The following is an 18,530-nucleotide window of genomic DNA, read 5'->3' as shown; positions in this document are numbered from 1 at the left end:
GCCCGCGTGTCGCTACCGTTCTCGCATCGGGTTCCGGCCGTTCCGGTCGGGCGTGAGGTTCCCGTGGCGGTCTATCTCGCCTTTAACGATGCGCGTCGAGGAGATGCGGTCGCCGTCCTCGGCGGGCACGTGGTCGACGACCTCGATGCGGAGCGAGTTGCGCCCCATCTCCTCGCGGAGTTCGTTGATACGTTCGCCGGTGGCGACGGTCTCGGGTGAGACGATGAGCACGTCGAACTGGGGTTCGGTCGCGATGCCGGTCGGCTGTTCCAGCTTTCGGACGCTGAACTCGCGACCGTGCTCGGCGGCGAGCGGTTCGAGTTCGGCCTCGAGGTCGCGCTTTCGCTCCTCGAACGGCCGGACGTACCGGTCGACATGCCGGGTCGCCGGGGCGAGTTCGTCGGAGGTGAGGCCGACGGTCACGTCGCCGAGTTCGAACGCCCGCTCGAACAGCGCGAGATGACCGTCGTGTACGGGGTCGAACGTCCCACCCAGCGCCACGTCCATACCGTCGCCGTCGGCGCCCCCCGACTTAAATGAGGGGATTCGCCGTGCCGGCGTGCCCGTTCCCGTTCGTATCCCGCGGCTTCCGGGGCACCCTACCGGAGAACAACGCGGCTCCGAGCGCGAGCCTCGGCTTCAGTCGTCGGCCTCGGCGGTCTCGGCGGTCTCGCCCTCGGAGTCGCCTGCGCCGCCTACTTCGCCGAACTCGATGGCGCTCTCGTCGACGGAGATAGTCACCGGGTCGTCGCCGCCGTCCTCGCCGCGCAGTCGGGCGTCGAGGTCGAACACCGTGTTGAGCTGGCGCTGGACCTCCCCGACGGCGCCGCGGACGAGTTCGCCCGGGTCGACCGCCTCGTACTCGTACGGGTTGTTGCCGGCGCCGGCGTTCTCGCGCTTGTCCCGGCCGACGAACTCCTCCTCGTGGAGTTCGGCGAGCGCCTCCCGGACCGTGCTCGGGTAGAGACCGGTCCCCTCGGCGATCTCGTCGCTCGTGCTGTCGGGGTGAAGTCGGAGATAGAGGTAGATTCGAGCGCGGGTCTCGGTGTCGAGCAGCCACGCCAGCAGGTCGACGATGCCCTGGTCGACCTCCTCGACCGTCCGGTCGACCCCCTCTTCGAACTTCTCGCGGGCCATCCCGGTCGCGTCGCTGGTCCTCTCGAGGTCGGTACCCTCCCCTGATTCGTCCGACGAATCCTCCGCTGCCATGTGTTTCGGCCCGCAGGTCAGAACTACTGCAGTAAAAACGTTGTCCTGTTCGAACTCGGAGACGACTCCGTTCGCTCTCCTCTCCGACTCCGGGCGGATTCCGGACCAGGGACCGATTCGGTATCGACCCGACTTCGACCCGGCGGCGGCCTGGTCTCGACCCCACCTGACCCGGTGCCAACCCGGCCGCCTTCACCCGTCCAGCAGGAGTGACCGATACAGCGCCTCGGGACCCTCCTCGTCGCGTATCCGGCGCTGTCGGCTCGCCCCGCTCTCCCGGGCGAGCAGGTCGCGAATCCCGTCGACGCCGAGGCGGTCGGCCTCGCTCTCGACCACGTCGGTCAGCGAGACGGTCCCGTCCCCCGAGCGCGCGACGAACTCGGCTTCGCGGCCGTACCGCATCGCCCGCCACTTGTTCTCGTCGAGGAGCTCTCGCCGGAGGCCGGTCCCGGCTTCCCCGCCGTCGCCGCCGGCGACGGGCGGCACCGTCGGCTCTGTCTCCTCCTCGTAGCGGTCCGCGAGGTCAACGACGAGCGCGTGGACGTACTCGACGAACGCGTCGACGACGGCCGGGTCGGACTGGCCGTCCGGCGTCCGCACCTCGACGGTGCCGTGGCCGGTGTGGGGGCGCACGTCGTACCAGAGTTCGCCGCGGTCGTTGATGGAGCCGGTCTCGACCATCCGACGCTCGAAGCGCTCGAACGCCTCGAAGCTCTCGAAGCGCGTCGGCATCCCGGTGTTCGGGAGCCCCTCGAAAACCTTCGCCCGGGCCGACGCCAACCCGGTGTCGTGTCCGTCCCAGAACGGCGAGTTCGCCGACAGCGCGAGCAGCGGCGGGAGGTACCACCGCAGGGCGTTCGACACCCACACCGCCTTCTCGGCGTCGTCGACGCCGACGTGGACGTGCAGCCCCGCCGTCGTGTTTCGGTGCTGAGGGTACTGGATGCGGTCGAGTTGGGCGCGGTAGCGCGGCTTCTCCGCGTGGTCCAGCTCGCGCCACTTCGCCGCCGGGTGGAGTCCGGCGCCGGCGATACGGTAGCCGTGGTTCGCGGCGTGTTCGACCAGCGCGTCCCGGACCGCCCGGAGCGACGCGGACGCCTCCCTCGGCGCCTCGATGAGCGGCGTCTGCGTCTCGATGGTGAACTTGAACAGCTCGTGGTCGAGTCGCCCCGCGAGCGGTTCGGGCGGGTCGTCGTCGCCGTAGACGAGGTCGTCGATGCCGTTCGCCGGCCGTCCGCGCTCGTCGACGACGTAGAACTCCTCCTCGACGCCGAGCGTGCCCATCCGGTCGAACGACTCCGGCGAACCCAGTTCCATTACCGGGCGTTCGAGGGGGCTCAGTAAATACGTCCTGTTTGCGGTCGCTGTCGCGCCCGCGGTGCCCATCCGTCGTCCGTCCCCGCCCGAGGCGACCCGCCGTCGAACCCGTCGCCACCGCCGAACCCACCGTCGCCACCGAAATCTCGGCACCGCTCGTTCGTCCGCGCTACGTCTATCACCCCTCCTCTCCTACCCCTCACCGATATGATACTCGTCGTCGGTGCGACCGGGCAACTCGGGTCGGCGGTCGTCCGGAAGCTCGCACTGGAGGACCTTCCGGTCCGGGCGTTCGTCCGGCCCGACTCCCGCTACGACCATCTCACGCGCTTCGACGGGGTCGAGGTGGTCTACGGTGACCTCCGTGACCCGACCAGCGTCGAGCGCGCCCTCGACGGCGTCTCCGCCGTCGTCGCCACCGCGACCGCCGTCCTCCCCCGACCCGGTGACAGCCTCGCTCGGGTCGACGACGCCGGCTACCGGAGCCTCGTCGACGCCGCCGAGCGCGCCGGCGTCGACCGGTTCGTCTTCGTCTCCCTGCCGCCGTCGCCGCTCGACGACCGGCTCGCACACCTCGGGTACAAGCGCCGCACCGAGCGTCGCCTCCGCGAGAGCGACCTGAACTACACCGTCGTCCGAACGGCCCCGCTCATGGAGATGTGGCTCGCGTTGGTCGGTAGCTCCGTTCCTCTCCGCGGTGCCCAGTCGCCGACGCTCCGACGCTCGAGCCGGGCGCTCCGACTCTACCGCGGGCTGACCGGGAGCCTCGTCGAGCGCCGCGGGATAGCGCTCGTCCCGGGGTCGGTCGACACGCGCCACGCGTTCGTCGCCGTCGACGACGTAGCCACCTTCCTCGTCCGCTGCCTCGACCACCCGCTCGCGACCCGTGCCACCCTCCACTTCGGCGGCCCCGAGGCCGTGTCGTGGGACGACGTGACCGAGACGTTCGGTCGCGTCCTCGACCGGCCGGTCCGGGCGGTGTCGATTCCGGACCTCGCGCTCCGCGTCGGCGGACTCCTCGCCGGACGCGTCTCGAAGCCGACGGCGACGTTGCTCTCTCTGAATCGGTACGCCGCGTCGACGGACACCGAACCGACGGACCCGGAGAGCGCCGACGCCGTCGAAGCCATCGTCGACTGGCGGCTGACGACCGTCGAGCGGTTCCTCCGCGACCGGGCCGCCCTCCCGGGGGCGACGCGGTCGCGACTCGGTCGACAGCCGGACCTCGGCACCGGGGCGTCGTAGGCCCCGCTGACGGCCCGACGGCCCTCGGTTCGGCGTTACTTCGGACGCGCGACGACGCCGAGGTGGTCGTCGTGGAAGCGGTCGAGCCGGGTCGTTTCGAGCACTTCGTACCCCTCCTCGAGTTCGTCGAGCAGGCGTTCGAACACCGTCTCGGGCGCCGCGGTCACGTCCTCGCTTCTCGCCTTGAACGCCGCCAACAGCCGCCCCTTTCCGTCGCCGCGGAGGAACTGCCGGTTCCGGAGCGCGACCTCGGCCTGCCCCCGGGTCGCCACGTCCTGGACGACGACGTCGAGGTCGGCCTCGACGACGTGGGCGTAGCTCGTCGGCGCCCGGGCGTCCTTCAGGAGGGGAAAGAGGTTCTCGCGGTCCTCGGCGACGCCGACGAGGTCTCTGACGGGTCGGGGTGCGAACTCGACGGCGTAGGTCGGGCCGGCGAAGTCGGCGACGTGACTCACCGTGGTTCCGGAGGCGGCCCCGAGGTAGAGCACCGACTCGCCGCCGTCGAGTCCGGTTCCCATCCCGAGTTCGAGCATCGCCCCCAGCTTCGAGCGCCCGACGTCCCAGAGCCGCCAGTCGCCGTCGGTCGGCTCCCCGTAGACGGTCGGGCCGCTGGTGGCCAGTCGCTCCCGCCCGTCGAAGGTACGACGGTCGACGCCCTCCGGCAGCGAGTCGTCACCGTTCATTCGGCCGCACCTCCCTCGGTCGAATCGTCGTCCGTGTCTTCCGCACGCGCCCGAATCGTCTCCATGCGCTCCTGCAGGTCCTCGTGCAACTGTGGCCGACGCTCGCCGGCGTAGTGGTCGGCGCGGGCGGCCAGCGCCAGCTTCCCGGCGAACGCCCGCGCCGCGGAACCGCGGTCCTCGGGCCGCGTCCCGCGGACGAACTCGTGGGTAAAGATGACGCCGTGCTTCGGCGAGGGCGCCCGGCCCCGAAGATGCGCGAACAGGGCGTCCTCGGCGCCGAGCACCTGCACCGTCCCGGCGGGCTTCTTCGCCAGGGAGTCCAGCCCGCCGGCGAGCGACAGCAGGCGGGCCGCGAGCACCGGCCCCGCCATCTCGGTGAGGTTCGGCGCGACCGTCGGCGCCCGCTGTTCGATGTACGTCCGGAGGTCGTCGGCCTCGTCGGCGAGGTCGGCGACGCGCCCCGCGAGCGAGACGACGCGCTCCTGGTCCGGCCCCTCGGGGTCGCGCGCGGCCAACTCCCGGGCGTAGTCGACGCCGGAGCCGGCCTCGAACTGCGTCCCCGCCCACTCCGAGACCCGCTCTGCGAGCTCGTTTGCGACGCGGTCGGCGTCGTCCATCGAGCGCACCGCGTGGACGAGCTGGCGGTCGTCCGCGCGCTCGCGCTCGGCCGCGGCCTCGCGTGCGGCCTCGACCGTCGCCTCGCGGAGCCGGGCGTAGTAGTCGGTCTCGTCGTCGGCGAACCCCGACTCGACCGCTCGAGCGGGCCAGTCGGCGGGGGCGTCGGCGCTCCCGTCGCGGATTCGGCGCGTCGCCGCCTTCTCCTCGGCGTCGTCTGCGTCGTCACCGTCGAGACCCTCGAACCAGCCTCGGGGCTCCGACGCCGTCGTCCCGTCGTTCATGCGCGTCGGTTCTGTTCCTGCTCGTAAATCCGTCCCGATACGGGGATTCGGAAGCAGCTACTGGTGGGTGAAGATGTACGCCTTCCCCTCGTCGACGCCGACACAGAGGTCGAGCTGCTTCGAGAGGTTCAGGCTCGTCGGGTTCTCCTTGCAGACGACGAGGTCCTCGAAGGGTTCGCCGCAGGCCGGACAGACGACCGAGACGGTGTTCTGGTAGGACTTGATGGCGCTGTTCTCCTCCCGGGGGGTGAGCGACGAGCGCAGTTCGTCGGTGTCGATGTCCATACACTCCCCTTCGTCCCGTTGCTAATCAACGTCCGGGATGATTCGCGGCGGCGGGACCGGCGACGCGAGTCGGGGCGGGTGGCCCGGCGGCCGCTCCGTTTCACCGAAACTGAGGGCTCCGATACAGTTTTGTGCATCAGCACCCGTGTTCGTGCCATGTCAGACCAGTCCACACAGTCCTCCGAAGACGGCGACTTCGAGGGGTACGGCGGCCGGTACGTCCCGGAGGTGATGGAGGAGCCCCTCGACCGACTCGCCGAGGCGTTCGAGGGAATCGCACGGACGCCCGAGTTCCACGCGGAGTTTCGGGACCTCCTGGAGGAGTACGCCGGCCGCCCGACGTCCATCACCTACGCCGGCAATCTCTCGGAGGCCTACGGCGCCGACATCTACCTCAAACGTGAGGACCTGCTCCACGGCGGGGCGCACAAAATCAACAACTGTCTGGGACAGGCCCTCTTGGCCGACAAGGCGGGGAAGGAACGCCTCATCGCGGAGACGGGGGCGGGCCAGCACGGCGTCGCGACAGCGATGGTCGGCGCGCTCTTCGACCTCGACACGGAGATATACATGGGGAAGAAAGACGCCGACCGCCAGCGGATGAACGTCTTCCGCATGCGTCTGATGGGCGCCGAAGTGAACGAGGTCACCGACGGTGGGTCCGGCCTCGCCGACGCCGTCGACGCCGCGCTCGAGGATTTCGCTCACAACGTCGAAGACACCCACTACCTGGTCGGCTCCGTGGTCGGTCCCGACCCGTTCCCGCGGATGGTCCGGGAGTTCCAGTCCGTCATCGGCGAGGAGGCCCGGCGGCAGTTCGAGGCACGGACCGGCGGCCTGCCCGACGCCGCGGTCGCCTGCGTCGGCGGCGGGTCGAACGCCATCGGCCTCTTTCACGCCTTCCGGGACGACCCGGTCGCCTTCTACGGCGCCGAGGGCGGCGGCGAGGGGGCCGACTCGGCGCGTCACGCCGCCCCGCTCGCGAAGGGGAGAGACGAGGTCATCCACGGGATGCGCACCCGCGTCATCGACGAGGACGTGGAGGTCCACTCCGTCTCCGCCGGCCTCGACTACCCCGGCGTCGGCCCCGAGCACGCCATGTTCCGCGCCGTCGGGCGCTGTGAGTACCGCGGCGTGGACGACAACGCCGCGCTGGCCGCCTTCCGCGACCTCTCCGAGCAGGAGGGTATCATCCCCGCGCTGGAGTCGGCCCACGGGGTCGCACTGGCGAAGGACCTCGCCGCCGAGGGCGAACACGACTCGATTCTGGTGAACCTCTCCGGGCGCGGCGACAAGGACGTGGAGCAGGTCGCCCGGATGTTCGACCTCTAGGCGGCGCACGACCGCTCCCGCCGCCCCGGTATCGCGCTGTCCACGCGACCGTGCCGTTCGACGACCGTTGCCGCGCCGAGGTAAGCACGAACTCGCATACTTTCACGGTTTGGCAGAGAGAGTTGTACACGAACCCGAGGGTTGAAGGGTCCGGGCCGCGCCCCTCCGAGTATGACGACTGTCATCGACGGCAACGCGGTCGCCGCGGAGGTCCGCGACGGGTTGGAGGACGCCATCTCGACGCTGACCGACGCGGGCCACACGCCCGGGCTCGCCACCGTCCTGATGAGCGACGACCCCGCCAGCGAAACGTACGTCTCGATGAAACAGCGCGACTGCGAGGAGGTCGGCATCGAGGGGATTCACGTCGAACTCGACCCCGAGGCGCCCGCCGAGGAGCTGTTCGACACCATCGAGGACCTGAACGGCCGCGACGACGTCCACGGCTACCTCGTGCAGATGCCGGTTCCCGACCACGTCGACACCCGGGAGGTCATCCGCTCGGTCGACCCGGTGAAGGACGTCGACGGGTTCCACCCGGAGAACGTCGGTCGACTCGTCGCCGGCGACGCCCGGTTCAAGCCCTGTACGCCCCACGGCGTGCAGAAACTCCTCGACGCCTACGACGTGGAGACGGAGGGCGCCGACGCCGTCGTCGTCGGCCGCTCGGACATCGTCGGCAAGCCGATGGCGAACCTCCTCATCCAGAAGGCACCGGGCGGCAACGCCACGACGACGGTGTGTCACTCCCGCACCGACGACCTCGCGGCGAAGACCCGCGAGGCCGACGTCGTCGTCGCCGCCGCGGGCGTCCCCGAGATGATAACCGGCGACATGCTCTCCCCGGGCTGTACGGTCGTCGACGTGGGCATCAACCGCGTCGAGGCGGACACCGAGAAGGGGTACGAACTCATCGGCGACGTGGAGTACGAGAGCGCGAAGGAGAAGGCCGACTACATCACGCCCGTCCCCGGCGGCGTCGGGCCGATGACCCGCGCGATGCTCCTGTGGAACACGGTGAAGGCGGCGAGCGAGCAGACCGGCGTCGACGTGGACCTGCCGTAGTTCCAGTTCTCGACACGCTCCTCCGATGCGGTCGAAGTGGACGCCACTTCGCCTGACTCTCGTGCGGTGACCGTTTCCGGAAGCCTCGCTCCGGCGACCCGGCTCCGTCCGGAGCCCCACCCTGCCGGTCGTTCGGCCGGTCGTCGTCTGTCGGGGCGTACTCCGTCGACGGAGCAGAAGACACTTGATAGATTGACGGCACCTCCGGGTGTGTCGTCCCCTCCACGCGGTTCTCGCACCGACTCGAGACCGTCCTCTCGCCGCGCGTTCCTCGGCACGGCCGGTGCGGTCGGCCTCGTCGCCCTCTCCGGCTGTACCGTCCAGGGGTTTAAGGACCGGAAGATTCGGTCACGCTCGGCGCCGGCACCGACCACCGACTCCGTCGGCGACGGGTGGCCGGCCCGTCGTCACGACGCACGGAACCGCGGTCGAGCGCCGGGACCCGGTCCGGGTTCGAAGCCGGGAGTCGTCTGGCAGTACGAGTGGCCGAACGGCGCCGCGTGGCTGCGCCACGAACCGGCCGTCGTCGGCGACACCGTCTACGCCACCGAGTACAACGACGGCCACCTCGTCGCGCTCGACCTCGCGGACGGAACCCCGACGTGGCACGTCGGCCTCTCGGACGACGACTGGGAGACGACCGGCCCGACGGTCGTTTCGGGTCCCGACCGCGACCTCGTCCTCGTCGGTCGTCACGGGACGCTGTACGCCTACGACCGCCGAGGAACCCAGCAGTGGACGACGGGCGACCGGCTCTCCGGTGCGGTCCGCGGCGTCACGGTCGCCGGCGACACCGCGTTCGTCGCTACGGCCGACGGTCGGCCCGCTCTGTACGCGGTCGACCTCGCGGACGGCCGGACCCGCTGGCGACAGGAGACCGGCCTGCTGGAGGCGCCGCCCGCCGTCACCGGCGGCCTCGTCGTCGCCGGCGACATGGACGGCCAACTCGTCGGTGTCGACCGCGAGAGCGGTGCGGAGCACTGGGAGGCGCCGGTCGGCGCGGCGTGGACGAAATCGGCGCCGCTGGTGGACGACACGACCGTGTACGTCGGCGCCAGCGACCCGGAGTTCGACGCGGGCGCGATTACGGCGGTGAACATCGTGACGGGCCAGCGCGAGTGGCGCCGTCGCCTCACCGAGGTCGGCGTCGACTCCTCGCTCGCGCTGGGGCCGGAGAACCTGTACGCGGCGACGTTCGCGGGCGACCTGCTCGCGCTCGACCCCGACACCGGCGCCGAACGGTGGTCGTTCTCCCCGTCGAACCCGTTCGGCGACGACTCCGACGGCGACGTGTACGCCGACAACTCCCCGACCGTCGCGGGCGACCACGTCTTCTACACGGGCGCCGGGAACCGCCTGTACGCCGTCTCGCAGTCCCCTGCTTCCGTCGCGGGGCGGACCCGCGCCGACTGGTCGGTCGACCTCGGGGACCTGTTCGCCCCGCCCGTCGTCGCGGGCGACCACCTGTTCGTGGCGAGCGAGCGGGGGGTCACCTGCCTCGGCCCGTCGGACGGCTGAGCCGTCGTCGACCGACCGGTGTCACCACCCGGAACCCTTTGTCGGCTGCCACCGTCTCACGCGGTGATGCCGGACCAGTTAGACCGCGACGCGGCGGAGATGCTCAGGCTGCGCGAGGAGGCGGACCTCCCGGATATCGTCGACATGACCCCGGCGGAGGCCCGGGCGCTCTGGGACGAACTCGCCGTCGTCCCCGAGGAGCACCGCGAACCCGTCGACAGCGTCGAGGAGCGAACGGTTCCCGGCCCCGACGACCGGGCCGACGAGATACCGGTACGGGTGTACACGCCGGAGTCGGTTGCGTCGGCTTCCGACGACGGGGCCGGCGCGCCGGTCGTCGTCTTCTTTCACGGGGGCGGGTTCGTCATCGGCGACCTGGAGACGCGCGACGCGACCTGTCGCGCGCTCGCGAACGACGCCGACTGCGTCGTCGTCTCCGTCGCGTACCGCCTCGCACCCGAGCATCCGTTTCCCGCGGCCGTCGCCGACGCCTACGCGGCGACCGAGTGGGTCGCGGACAACCCCGACGCTGTCGGCGGGGACGGTCGGCTGGCCGTCTCGGGCGACAGCGCCGGCGGCACTCTCGCTGCCGTCGTCACCCTTCTCGCGCGCGACCGAGACGGCCCCGGCATCGACTACCAGTCGTTGATCTACCCGGGGACGAGCGGGAGCGAGGACTGGGACTCCTACGACGAGAACGAGACGGGGTATCTGCTCGAACGCTCGACGGTTCGGTACTTCTACGGCCACTACTTCCGGCACGCACTGGAGCGGGCCAACCCGTACGCGTTTCCGATGGCGGCCTGCTCGTACGAGGACTTGCCCCCGACGACGGTGCTGACCTGCGGGTTCGACCCGCTCCGGGACGAGGGACTGGCCTACGCCGACGTCTTGGAATCGGCCGGCGTCGACGTGAGCCGTCTCCACTACGACGACATGATTCACGGCGCCATCACGATGCTCGGCGAACCGGGCGTGACGCAGGCGAGGCGGATGGTCGAGGACCTCGCGGCGGACTTGCGCGCCGGGTTCGAGACGGCCGAGTAGCCCCGTGTCCTCCCCTACAACCACCCGTGTCGGCGGAAGTACGCGACGAGCACGAGCGAGACGAGCGCCATGCCGAGCATCACCGCGTGGTAGCCGTACGCCCACTCCAGTTCGGGCATCGAGGAGAAGTTCATGCCGTAGACGCCGACGACGAACGTCAGCGGCAGGAGCACGGTCGCGACGACGGTGAGCGTCTTCATCACCTCGTTCGTCGACTGGGCGACCGTGTTCTGGTAGATGTCGCGGGCGCCGCGGGCGAGGTCGCGGTAGGTCTCGGTGAGGTCGACCAGTTCGACGAGGTGGTCGTACACGTCGCGGTAGTACTTCTCGGTCGCCGTCCGCACCTCGTCCACGTCGCCGCGGGCGAGCGTCCCGACGGCCTCGCGGGTCGGCCACAGCACCTTCCGGAAGGAGAGCAGGTCGCGGCGGACGGCGTTCAGCGCCTCCAGCACCTCGGGGTCGGGCCCGTCGAGGACGCCCTCCTCGATGGTCTCGATGGTCGTCTCCACGTCGTCGAGCAGGAGAAAGTAGTCGTCGACGAGCCGGTCGAGCACCCGGTAGGCAGCGAAGTCCGGACCGGCTCTGAGGATGCGGGCGTCCTCGCCGAGGGTCCCCTCCCACACCCGCGAGACGGCGTCGACCTCGTCGGTCGTCATCGTCACCAGCCAGTCGGGGCCGACGAACAGCCCGACCGGCTCGGTGCGCACCTCGTCTTCGAACGTCGTCTCCCCGCGGCGGAGGCTCGCGGTCTTCGCCAGCACGAACACGTGGTTCGGGTAGTCCTCCGTCTTCGGGCGCACCCCGCTACGGACGTCCTCGACCGACAGGGCGTGCACGTCGAAGACGTCGGTGACGAGGCTCAACTCGGTCGGGTCGTCGCCGGTGACCCGGACCCAGGTCGTGCCGGGTGCCGCCTTCGCGTCGGCGAGGGCGGACCTCGTGTCCGCCGAGTGGCGCTCCGTCCCCGACGGGGCGAAGACGGCGGCCTCGATCATCCGCGCTCACCTCGCTGGCGACCGGCGCCGACGGCGAGTAGCGTGAGTCCGACCATCAGCCCGGTCAGAGAGAACGCCCGTCCCGGGTAGGCTGTGGCGACCCCGACGAGGTAGCCGAGCACCGAGAGCCCCGTGAGCACCGCGCCCGCGACGGCCGTTGGACTCGTAGCCATTGCTACCGCCGGCGGACGCGGCGCGACGTGAAAAGCGTTGGCCGGCGTGTGGTGCCTGTGTGGTCGTCCGTAGCCGACTCCGGGAGAGCGAGCCGTCCGAACCGGAGGTTAGGCCGGGTGTGAGACGGACTCGACCATCGCGTGAACCGTCTCGGCCTCGTCGAACCGCGTCGGGTACACGCCGAGCGCGACCACGTAGTCGCCCTCGTGGCGGACCTTCCCGACGTGCACCGCGACGTCGACCTCGACGCCCTCGTACGTCGTCGTCGCCGTGTACTTCGACACCTCGACGTCCGAGCCGAGCATCCGTACCGTCGTCGAACCGGCCGGCTTCGGCGACTCGATGCCGCCGTAGTTGGCCGCGAACTCCTCGACGAGCCGGGCGTTGTCGAACGTCCCGATGGGGTTCAGCGACTCGCCCGCGACCTCCACGTCCGGGGAGGCGACCAGCGCGAACGCGCCGAGTTTCGACTCGCCGACGCCGGGGACTTCGAGCGTCTTCTCGTAGGTCGCGACGTGATTCGTGACGGTCACGGTCCGTCCGGCGACCTGGCGTTCTAACGTCGAGGGTCGCGAGTTCGCAAACTCGTACCCGCCGGTCGGCTCCGTCCTGGCACCGGACGCCTCGAAGCTGAGGCCGTCGCCGTTGATGACACCGAGGCACCCGCTTCCGAACCCGAGCGCGAGCGCCGCCGGGGCACCCGCGAGCAGGCGTCGTCTCCGCACCATGACCCGGCGTTTCAACCCCGTCGACAAGAACTTTCCTACCGATACGTCGCTACGGGAAACGAAGTCTGACGGGCGTCAGACGACGATGAAGTCCCCCCGTGTGGGTCACTCGCCGCGCCACTCCGGCTCGCGGTCCTCGAGGAACGCGTCGATTCCTTCGTCCTTGTCGTGACTGGCGAACAGCCCGACGAACAGCTCCGACTCGTAGTCGAGGCCGGCGTCGAGGTCCAACCGCTGGGAGGCCCGGAGCGCCTCCTTCGCGCGCTGCAGGACGAGCGGGCTCTTCGACGCCATCTTCGCGGCGAGGTCGTCGACACGGTCGTCCAACTCTTCGGGGTCGAGCGCCTCCTCCACCAGTCCGAGCTCGGCCGCCTCTTCGGCGTCGACGAGTTCACCCGACAGCACGAGTTTCATCGCCTGCCCCAGCCCGACGAGTCGGGGGAGCCGCTGGGTGCCGCCGCCGCCGGGGATGAGTCCCAGATTCGTCTCCGGCTGGCCGAGCTTCGCCCGCGTGCTGGCGACGCGCACGTCACAGGCCTGTGCCAACTCGCAGCCGCCGCCGAGGGCGTGGCCGTTGATGCGGCCGATGACGGGTTTCGGACAGTCGGCGACCGTCTCGTACACCCGGGGGCGCTCGCTCGCCTCGCGCTGTTCGACGACGCCGCGCTCGCGGAGTTCGGTCACGTCGGCGCCGGCGACGAACGCCTTCGCGTCGTCGGAGCCGGTGAGCACCACGACCCGAACGGCGTCGTCGTCGGCGACGGCGTCGAACACGGCCTTCAGCTCCGAGCGAACCTGCCCGTTCAGCGCGTTGCGCGCGTCGGGGCGGTCGATGGTGACGGTGGCGACCCCATCGCCGCGGGTGCCCACCTCGACGTCGAGGAGTCCGCAGTCGGCGCCGGCGTCGACCGTCGATGCCGTCTCGCCGTCAGTCATGGCTCTCCTCCTGGCGTTCCTCGCCTTCCGCCTCCACCTCGCCCGAGACGCCCACTATCTCGCCGTCCTCCCAGACGTAGAACCCCTCGCCGGTCTTCTTCCCGAGCTTCCCCGCTCGAACCTTCCGCCGGAGGTTCTGTGGGGGTCGGAACCGTTCGCCCAGCTCCTCGCGGAGGTGCTCGAGGATATCGAGGCGCACGTCGAGACCGACCACGTCGCCGAGTTCGATGGGGCCCATCGGGTGGTTGTAGCCGAGTTCCATCGCGGCGTCGACGTCGCGGGGGTCCGCGACGCCCTCCTGCACCATCCGCATCGCCTCGACGCCCAGCGAGACGCCCAGTCGCGAGGAGGCGAAGCCGGGCGAGTCCTGCACGACGACGGCGGTCTTGCCGACGTCCTCGACGAACGACTCCGCGAACGCTTCGGTCTCCGCGCTCGTCTGCTCGGCGACGACCACCTCGACCAGCCCCATGATGTGGACCGGGTTGAAGAAGTGGAGACCGACGAACCGGGCGGGGTCGTCGAGGGCGCTCGCGATGCCCGTCACCGACAGCGAGGAGGTGTTCGAGGCGAGCACGGCGTCCGCGGGGGCGACGGCGGCGACCTCCGAGAGCACCCGCCGCTTGAGCTCTGCGTCCTCCGGCACCGCCTCGACGACGAGGTCCGCGTCGGCCGCGGCTCGCTCGAGGTCGGTCGTCCCCGCGATTCGCGAGAGGGTCGCCTCTCGCTCCGCCTCGGTGACCTTCCCCCGCTCGACGCCGCCGTCGAGGTTCTCGCGGATTCCCGCCAGTCCGTCCTCGACGAGGTCCTCCTCCACGTCCCGCAGGCGCACCTCGTGGCCCGCCATCGCGCTCACCTGCGCGATGCCGTGACCCATCGTCCCCGCGCCAAGTACACAGACGTTCATGAACGACGCGCCGCCCGCCGGGCGGTTAAGCGGTTCCCTTCCCGGCGGCCCTACGCCGACCGCACCCACCTACGCCGACCCGTCGACCCACCGACCCCGCCGGCCCGCCGTCGTTCGGCCGGACCGTCGTCGCCCGAGACGGGAGCTGTCACCGCTACCCACACGATTACGGCGCGACCGACCGTACGCGTCGTTATGGCTGACAAGACGTACCACGAGGAGAAGCTCACGCGCGAGGAGGCGGCGGCCCGACTCCAGGCGCTCGCCGACGAACTGCTGAAAGAGGGCGACGTGGACGTACAGGCCGGCAACAAGCGGGTGCGACTCCACCCCAAGTCGAGCGTGGGGTACGAAATCAACGTCCGCGAGCGCTCCTCGGTGCTGCGCGGGAGCCGCGAGTCGGTCACCATCAAACTCGACTGGAAGCCGTAGCGGCCGTCGACGGACCGCCGCCGGCGGTCCGAACCCTTCTTGTCGTCCCGACGCCGTCCTTCCGGACGAGATGCGCCTCTCCGTCCGCGGCGACGAGTACGACCTCGACTGCGACCTGCTCGATGCGTCCCCCGAGGCGGTCCGGACGCAGGTCGCCGAGTACGAGCGGGGCGAGCGCCGCGCGTTCGACCTCCCGGTCTCGTTCCCGGCGGGGCTGACCGGCGAGGTGATGCGCGCGATGGTCGAGATTCCCTACGGCGAGACGCGAACCTACGGCGAGATAGCCGCCGAACTCGACACCGCCGCACAGCCGGTCGGCGGCGCCTGCGGACGCAACCCGCTCCCGGTCGTCGTCCCCTGTCACCGCGTCGTCGCCGCCGACGGCCTCGGCGGCTTCTCCGCCGCGGCCGGGGTCGACGCGAAGCGCCGCCTGCTCGCCTTCGAGCGCGGGGAGTCGCTCGACGCGTTCTGACTCGCGGCCCGTCGCGAGCGGAAGGTGACTTATCGCCAACACGTAGGCGAGTGCAACTAAGTATCAGGAAGACACTATTGACTGATATGGCCTCCGTCGACGACGTGTTGGAACTGCTGAGCGACGAGCGGCGGCGATACGTTCTGTATCTCCTCACGGACGGGGACACGCCGAATCGGATTCGTGTCGAGAATTTGGCCGAACGGGTCGCGGAGATAGAGGCGGACGAGGACGAGACGGTCGGCGAGGAGTCGGTCGCGAACGTCACGATAAACCTTCAGCACGTCCAGCTGCCGAGGGCCGCCGAGGCGGAGTTCGTCGAGTACGACCCGGACGCCGGGGTCGTGCGACTGCTCGGCACCCCCCCGGAGTTCGAGGCGCTGGTGACTCTCGCGGAGGATATGGAGCGGGGGGAGCGAACGGAGGAGACGCAGTGACTCGGCACGGAACGCACGCTCGCTCGTCTACTCGACCGGCCGCACCTTCCGCCCGTAGCGCGTGACGCCCTCCTGTGTGTAGATTCGTCGAACTACGGCCTCCACCTCGTCGCCCGCGTCGAGCTCCGCCGGGTCGCAGTCGGTCGCCTGTAGCGGGACGCTCGCCGAACCGGCACCACCCTCGCCGTCCGCCTCGCGCTCGAAGGCGACGATGGCGACGCCGAACGCGCCGCCGCGCTCGGCCTGGGGGACGAACTCCGGCGGAGCGCCGCCGGGCGAGACGGTCGTCACGGCCTCGACCACCCCCTGCTTCGGGAGTTCGACCGGCTCGAACTCGGCGAGCGAGCCGCAGTCGGGACACGCCCCCTCCGGCGGGAACGCGAGCGCACTACAGTCCGGGCAGGCGCCGGCGACGAGCCGGTAGCGCGCTTCGCGGCTGCGGCGCCACGAGGGGACCGAGACGGCCGCGCCGCCGCCGGCGGGCGGACCGTCCGTAATCTCGCCGCGAAGCCGGAGGTACTCTGCGTAGCTCACGTCTTCGCCGGAGTCGCCTGCGCGGTCCGTCGGCGGCGCTCCCCCGTCGGGGTCGACGACGACCTCGAAGGCGTCGGCGCCGGCGCCCGACCCGTACCCGACGACGACGACGCGCTCGCGACCCGCGTCGAGGGCTCGGACGAGCGCGAACAGCGGGCTCGCCGCCCCGAGGTCGCCGAGGTCGTGGACGGGCGTGACTTCGCTCACCAGGTCCGCGTCGGCTCCGAGTGCCGCCGCGGCGCGGTAGGGGAGCTTCCCGTCCGGCGCCTGTAGCGCGAGCGCGTCGGCGTGGGCGAGGTCGGTGCCGAGGTTCGAAACGGCCCCCCGAACCGTCTCGACGAACGCCCGTCGGTCGTACGCCGAGACGCCGAGCCCCTCGACGCGCTCGCTCCCGGCCTCCCGGAAGCGGGTTCCGGGGTAGTCGACGGCGTACTCGGCGCGGTCCCCGACCGTCGCTGGGCCGTCGGCGGTCAGGACGAGCGCGGCCGCGCCGGCACCGGCGGCGTGGTCCTCGGGGCTCGACGGCTCCCCTCGCGGGCGGTCGGCGGCGACGACGAGCGCCGGGAGGGTGTCGGGAACGCGTTCGTTCCCCACGCCGTTCGCGCGGTCGAGCGCCGCGGCGAGCGCGCTCGTCCCGGCCCGCGTCGACCCCGAGAGGTAGCGACGGGACGCCCCGGACGGGACGCCCAGGAACGCACCCAGTCTGGGCGTCGGGTCCTCCTCTTCGAGCGGCGGTGTCGACGTGCCGAACGTCAGGCAGGAGACGCGCTCCGCGTCGACGCCGGCGGCGTCGAGGGCGCGGCGGGCGGCCTCGGCGGCCATCGTGAGGCTGTCCTCGTCGGCGCCGGCGACCGCCTTCGACTGCACGCCCGACGCTTGGAACCGACCCCAGGCCTCCCGAACCGCGTCGGCGCCGATGCGGGCACGGGGGACGGAGGCGGCCGCACCGGCGATGCCGACCCTCGGCGCCCCGCTCCCGTCCGTCGGCGACCCGTCGCTCATCGGCCCACCTCCCCGCGACCGGCGCCGGCACCCCGTGGCTCGGGGGCGTCCTCCCGTTCGAAGACGTGGACGACCGCGGCGCCGCCGCTCCCGCCGACGTTGTGCGTGAGCCCGCGTTTCGGGTCGTCGAGTTGGCGCTCGCCCGCGTCGCCGGTGAGCTGTTTCCACGCCTCGACGGCCTGCCCGGCGCCGGTCGCGCCGATGGGGTGGCCCTTCGACTTCAGGCCGCCGGAGGTGTTGACCGGGAGCGCGCCGTCGAGGTCGGTGACGCCCTCGTCGACGAGCCGGGCGCCGTCGCCGCGCTCGGCGAACCCGAGGTCCTCGTAGGCGAGCAGTTCGGCGATGGCGAAGCAGTCGTGGACCTCCGCGAAGTCGAGGTCGGCGGGCCCGACGCCGGCGGCGCCGTAGGCCGCGTCGGCCGCGTCGGTGGAGGCCGGAACCCCGGTGTAGGTGTCCCGCTGGAAGAGGCCGACCCGGTCGCTGGCGGCGCCGACGCCGGCGACTCTGATTCGCTCGTCGAACGACCGAGCGGCGTCCTCGCTGGCGACGAGCACCGCGGCGGCGCCGTCGCTGGTCGGACAGCAGTGATATAGGGTGAGCGGGTCCGAGACGGCGGGCGCCGACTCGGCGTCTTCGACGGTGCAGGTGAACCCCAACTGCGCCTGAGGGTTCTTCGCGCCGTTCGCGTGGTTCTTGACGGCCACCCGCGAGAGGGACTCGCGCTCGACGCCGTACTCGCGCATGTAGGCGTCGGCCATCTGGGCGTACACGCCGGCGAACGTCGTCCCGGACATGCGCTCCCACGCCGTCTCGCCGCTGACGCCGAGCCAGTACTTCGTCGCCTCCGAGGAGCTGTCGGTCATCACCTCGAACCCGCCGGCGAGGACGAGGTCGGCCATCCCCGACCGGACGGCCATCACGGCCTGTCGGATGGCGTACCCCGACGCCGCACACGCGTTCTCGACTCGCGTGCAGGGGACGCCGCGCAGGCCGACGTGCTCGGTGACGGCTGGACCCGATAGGCCGAGTTGGCGGCCACCGACGCCGAGCGTGCCGACGTAGGCCTCGTCCACGTCGTCGGCGTCGACGCCGCCCGCACTCTCGACGGTCGCCTCGTACGCCGTGCGAAAGAGGGACCGGTAGCTCTCCTCGGGGAACGCGCCGTAGTCGGACTGACCGGCGCCCACGAGGTACGTGTCTCTCATGGCCGGTTCTTCCCGGTCGTTCGTGATAGGTGTGCGGGATTGGGCTTCCGGGTCCAGGCCGGGTTCCCAGACGCGAGCCGTACTTCGGACGCCGGCTCCCGTCTCGGG

The 18,530-nt window shown here is 71.0% G+C and carries 21 protein-coding genes; 8 read left to right on the top strand and 13 right to left on the bottom strand.

All coding sequences use genetic code 11. The features are described from left to right. Positions 1-12: 12 nt before the first annotated feature. The 3 genes from N5095_RS00685 to N5095_RS00675 form a co-directional block, all read right to left on the bottom strand. Positions 13-507 carry a phosphopantetheine adenylyltransferase gene (locus N5095_RS00685; protein WP_267619953.1) on the bottom strand — a complete coding sequence of 165 codons (495 nt, stop codon included), beginning with the start codon at positions 505-507 and terminating at the stop codon, positions 13-15. 132 nt (positions 508-639) lie between these two features. Then, positions 640-1,209 (bottom strand): helix-turn-helix domain-containing protein, encoded by a 570-nt coding sequence (locus N5095_RS00680; RefSeq protein WP_267619951.1) that lies wholly within the window; start codon positions 1,207-1,209, stop codon positions 640-642. Between the two features lie 192 nt (positions 1,210-1,401). Next, complete coding sequence (locus tag N5095_RS00675; protein WP_267619949.1) at positions 1,402-2,526, bottom strand: glutamate--cysteine ligase; 1,125 nt, start codon at positions 2,524-2,526, stop codon at positions 1,402-1,404. Positions 2,527-2,733: 207 nt separating this feature from the next. On the opposite strand from N5095_RS00675, the gene N5095_RS00670 reads away from it, so the two are divergent. Then, entirely contained in the window at positions 2,734-3,771 is a 1,038-nt protein-coding gene (locus N5095_RS00670) for an SDR family oxidoreductase (RefSeq protein ID WP_267619946.1), read from the top strand. Positions 3,772-3,806: 35 nt separating this feature from the next. Here the strand turns inward: N5095_RS00670 and N5095_RS00665 are convergent, their stop codons facing one another. From N5095_RS00665 to N5095_RS00655, 3 genes are read right to left on the bottom strand one after another with little or no spacing between them, the layout of a single operon-like run. Continuing rightward, entirely contained in the window at positions 3,807-4,454 is a 648-nt protein-coding gene (locus N5095_RS00665) for a fibrillarin-like rRNA/tRNA 2'-O-methyltransferase (RefSeq protein ID WP_267619944.1), read from the bottom strand. Continuing rightward, positions 4,451-5,353 carry an NOP5/NOP56 family protein gene (locus N5095_RS00660; RefSeq protein ID WP_267619941.1) on the bottom strand — a complete coding sequence of 301 codons (903 nt, stop codon included), beginning with the start codon at positions 5,351-5,353 and terminating at the stop codon, positions 4,451-4,453. The genes N5095_RS00665 and N5095_RS00660 overlap by 4 nt, the downstream gene beginning before the upstream one ends. Positions 5,354-5,410: 57 nt before the next feature. Continuing rightward, positions 5,411-5,638: a DUF7385 family protein gene (locus tag N5095_RS00655; RefSeq protein WP_267619939.1), complete on the bottom strand. Its 228-nt coding sequence runs from the start codon at positions 5,636-5,638 to the stop codon at positions 5,411-5,413. Between the two features lie 156 nt (positions 5,639-5,794). Between N5095_RS00655 and trpB the strand changes: the two genes are divergently transcribed. From trpB to N5095_RS00635, 4 genes are all read left to right on the top strand, one after another. After that, the gene (gene trpB / locus N5095_RS00650; RefSeq protein WP_267619937.1) at positions 5,795-6,970 is read left to right on the top strand and encodes a tryptophan synthase subunit beta; all 1,176 of its coding nucleotides are present in this window, start codon (positions 5,795-5,797) and stop codon (positions 6,968-6,970) included. A 171-nt stretch (positions 6,971-7,141) separates the two neighbouring features. Beyond that, positions 7,142-8,035 (top strand): bifunctional methylenetetrahydrofolate dehydrogenase/methenyltetrahydrofolate cyclohydrolase, encoded by an 894-nt coding sequence (locus tag N5095_RS00645; protein WP_267619935.1) that lies wholly within the window; start codon positions 7,142-7,144, stop codon positions 8,033-8,035. 210 nt (positions 8,036-8,245) lie between these two features. Next, positions 8,246-9,553: an outer membrane protein assembly factor BamB family protein gene (locus N5095_RS00640; protein ID WP_267619933.1), complete on the top strand. Its 1,308-nt coding sequence runs from the start codon at positions 8,246-8,248 to the stop codon at positions 9,551-9,553. Between the two features lie 66 nt (positions 9,554-9,619). Next, positions 9,620-10,600 (top strand): alpha/beta hydrolase, encoded by a 981-nt coding sequence (locus N5095_RS00635; protein WP_267619931.1) that lies wholly within the window; start codon positions 9,620-9,622, stop codon positions 10,598-10,600. Positions 10,601-10,614: 14 nt separating this feature from the next. Here N5095_RS00635 and corA read toward each other — a convergent pair whose 3' ends face one another. The 5 genes from corA to N5095_RS00610 all read right to left on the bottom strand — a co-directional run bounded on the left by corA (position 10,615) and on the right by N5095_RS00610 (position 14,340). Next, positions 10,615-11,595 carry a magnesium/cobalt transporter CorA gene (gene corA, locus N5095_RS00630; RefSeq protein ID WP_267619929.1) on the bottom strand — a complete coding sequence of 327 codons (981 nt, stop codon included), beginning with the start codon at positions 11,593-11,595 and terminating at the stop codon, positions 10,615-10,617. Next, positions 11,592-11,768, bottom strand: coding sequence for a hypothetical protein (locus N5095_RS00625; protein WP_267619927.1), 177 nt, complete (start codon positions 11,766-11,768; stop codon positions 11,592-11,594). Before N5095_RS00625 ends, corA begins: the two co-directional genes overlap by 4 nt. 108 nt (positions 11,769-11,876) lie before the next feature. Next, positions 11,877-12,497 (bottom strand): DUF6517 family protein, encoded by a 621-nt coding sequence (locus N5095_RS00620; RefSeq protein ID WP_267619925.1) that lies wholly within the window; start codon positions 12,495-12,497, stop codon positions 11,877-11,879. Between the two features lie 105 nt (positions 12,498-12,602). Further along, complete coding sequence (locus tag N5095_RS00615) at positions 12,603-13,433, bottom strand: enoyl-CoA hydratase/isomerase family protein (protein WP_267619923.1); 831 nt, start codon at positions 13,431-13,433, stop codon at positions 12,603-12,605. Continuing rightward, positions 13,426-14,340, bottom strand: a complete 915-nt coding sequence (locus N5095_RS00610; RefSeq protein ID WP_267619921.1) for a 3-hydroxyacyl-CoA dehydrogenase family protein — start codon at positions 14,338-14,340, stop codon at positions 13,426-13,428. Before N5095_RS00610 ends, N5095_RS00615 begins: the two co-directional genes overlap by 8 nt. Positions 14,341-14,535: 195 nt before the next feature. Between N5095_RS00610 and N5095_RS00605 the strand changes: the two genes are divergently transcribed. From N5095_RS00605 to N5095_RS00595, 3 genes are all read left to right on the top strand, one after another. Further along, positions 14,536-14,772 carry an amphi-Trp domain-containing protein gene (locus N5095_RS00605; RefSeq protein ID WP_267619920.1) on the top strand — a complete coding sequence of 79 codons (237 nt, stop codon included), beginning with the start codon at positions 14,536-14,538 and terminating at the stop codon, positions 14,770-14,772. 70 nt (positions 14,773-14,842) lie between these two features. Continuing rightward, positions 14,843-15,244, top strand: coding sequence for a methylated-DNA--[protein]-cysteine S-methyltransferase (locus N5095_RS00600; RefSeq protein WP_267619917.1), 402 nt, complete (start codon positions 14,843-14,845; stop codon positions 15,242-15,244). A gap of 86 nt (positions 15,245-15,330) precedes the next feature. Continuing rightward, positions 15,331-15,681: a DUF7344 domain-containing protein gene (locus N5095_RS00595; RefSeq protein WP_267619915.1), complete on the top strand. Its 351-nt coding sequence runs from the start codon at positions 15,331-15,333 to the stop codon at positions 15,679-15,681. Positions 15,682-15,708: 27 nt separating this feature from the next. Here the strand turns inward: N5095_RS00595 and N5095_RS00590 are convergent, their stop codons facing one another. Continuing rightward, positions 15,709-17,217, bottom strand: coding sequence for a zinc ribbon domain-containing protein (locus tag N5095_RS00590; RefSeq protein WP_267619913.1), 1,509 nt, complete (start codon positions 17,215-17,217; stop codon positions 15,709-15,711). Then, positions 17,214-18,422 (bottom strand): thiolase domain-containing protein, encoded by a 1,209-nt coding sequence (locus tag N5095_RS00585; RefSeq protein ID WP_267619911.1) that lies wholly within the window; start codon positions 18,420-18,422, stop codon positions 17,214-17,216. The genes N5095_RS00590 and N5095_RS00585 overlap by 4 nt, the downstream gene beginning before the upstream one ends. Positions 18,423-18,530: the final 108 nt, after the last annotated feature.

It is taken from the genome of Halobium salinum (assembly GCF_026586625.1).
Lineage (GTDB): Archaea > Halobacteriota > Halobacteria > Halobacteriales > Haloferacaceae > Halobium > Halobium salinum.
This window is presented reverse-complemented; position numbering and strand designations above follow the sequence as displayed.

Coding starts and splice junctions, on each gene's coding strand:
- N5095_RS00655 (WP_267619939.1), bottom strand. CDS start 5,638: ATGGACATCGACACCGACGAACTGCGCTCGTCGCTCACCCCCCGGGAG.
- N5095_RS00660 (WP_267619941.1), bottom strand. CDS start 5,353: ATGAACGACGGGACGACGGCGTCGGAGCCCCGAGGCTGGTTCGAGGGT.
- N5095_RS00610 (WP_267619921.1), bottom strand. CDS start 14,340: ATGAACGTCTGTGTACTTGGCGCGGGGACGATGGGTCACGGCATCGCG.
- N5095_RS00625 (WP_267619927.1), bottom strand. CDS start 11,768: ATGGCTACGAGTCCAACGGCCGTCGCGGGCGCGGTGCTCACGGGGCTC.
- N5095_RS00590 (WP_267619913.1), bottom strand. CDS start 17,217: ATGAGCGACGGGTCGCCGACGGACGGGAGCGGGGCGCCGAGGGTCGGC.
- N5095_RS00605 (WP_267619920.1), top strand. CDS start 14,536: ATGGCTGACAAGACGTACCACGAGGAGAAGCTCACGCGCGAGGAGGCG.
- N5095_RS00585 (WP_267619911.1), bottom strand. CDS start 18,422: ATGAGAGACACGTACCTCGTGGGCGCCGGTCAGTCCGACTACGGCGCG.
- N5095_RS00670 (WP_267619946.1), top strand. CDS start 2,734: ATGATACTCGTCGTCGGTGCGACCGGGCAACTCGGGTCGGCGGTCGTC.
- N5095_RS00675 (WP_267619949.1), bottom strand. CDS start 2,526: ATGGAACTGGGTTCGCCGGAGTCGTTCGACCGGATGGGCACGCTCGGC.
- corA (WP_267619929.1), bottom strand. CDS start 11,595: ATGATCGAGGCCGCCGTCTTCGCCCCGTCGGGGACGGAGCGCCACTCG.
- N5095_RS00620 (WP_267619925.1), bottom strand. CDS start 12,497: ATGGTGCGGAGACGACGCCTGCTCGCGGGTGCCCCGGCGGCGCTCGCG.
- N5095_RS00685 (WP_267619953.1), bottom strand. CDS start 507: ATGGACGTGGCGCTGGGTGGGACGTTCGACCCCGTACACGACGGTCAT.
- N5095_RS00615 (WP_267619923.1), bottom strand. CDS start 13,433: ATGACTGACGGCGAGACGGCATCGACGGTCGACGCCGGCGCCGACTGC.
- N5095_RS00645 (WP_267619935.1), top strand. CDS start 7,142: ATGACGACTGTCATCGACGGCAACGCGGTCGCCGCGGAGGTCCGCGAC.
- trpB (WP_267619937.1), top strand. CDS start 5,795: ATGTCAGACCAGTCCACACAGTCCTCCGAAGACGGCGACTTCGAGGGG.
- N5095_RS00595 (WP_267619915.1), top strand. CDS start 15,331: ATGGCCTCCGTCGACGACGTGTTGGAACTGCTGAGCGACGAGCGGCGG.
- N5095_RS00600 (WP_267619917.1), top strand. CDS start 14,843: ATGCGCCTCTCCGTCCGCGGCGACGAGTACGACCTCGACTGCGACCTG.
- N5095_RS00635 (WP_267619931.1), top strand. CDS start 9,620: ATGCCGGACCAGTTAGACCGCGACGCGGCGGAGATGCTCAGGCTGCGC.
- N5095_RS00665 (WP_267619944.1), bottom strand. CDS start 4,454: ATGAACGGTGACGACTCGCTGCCGGAGGGCGTCGACCGTCGTACCTTC.
- N5095_RS00680 (WP_267619951.1), bottom strand. CDS start 1,209: ATGGCAGCGGAGGATTCGTCGGACGAATCAGGGGAGGGTACCGACCTC.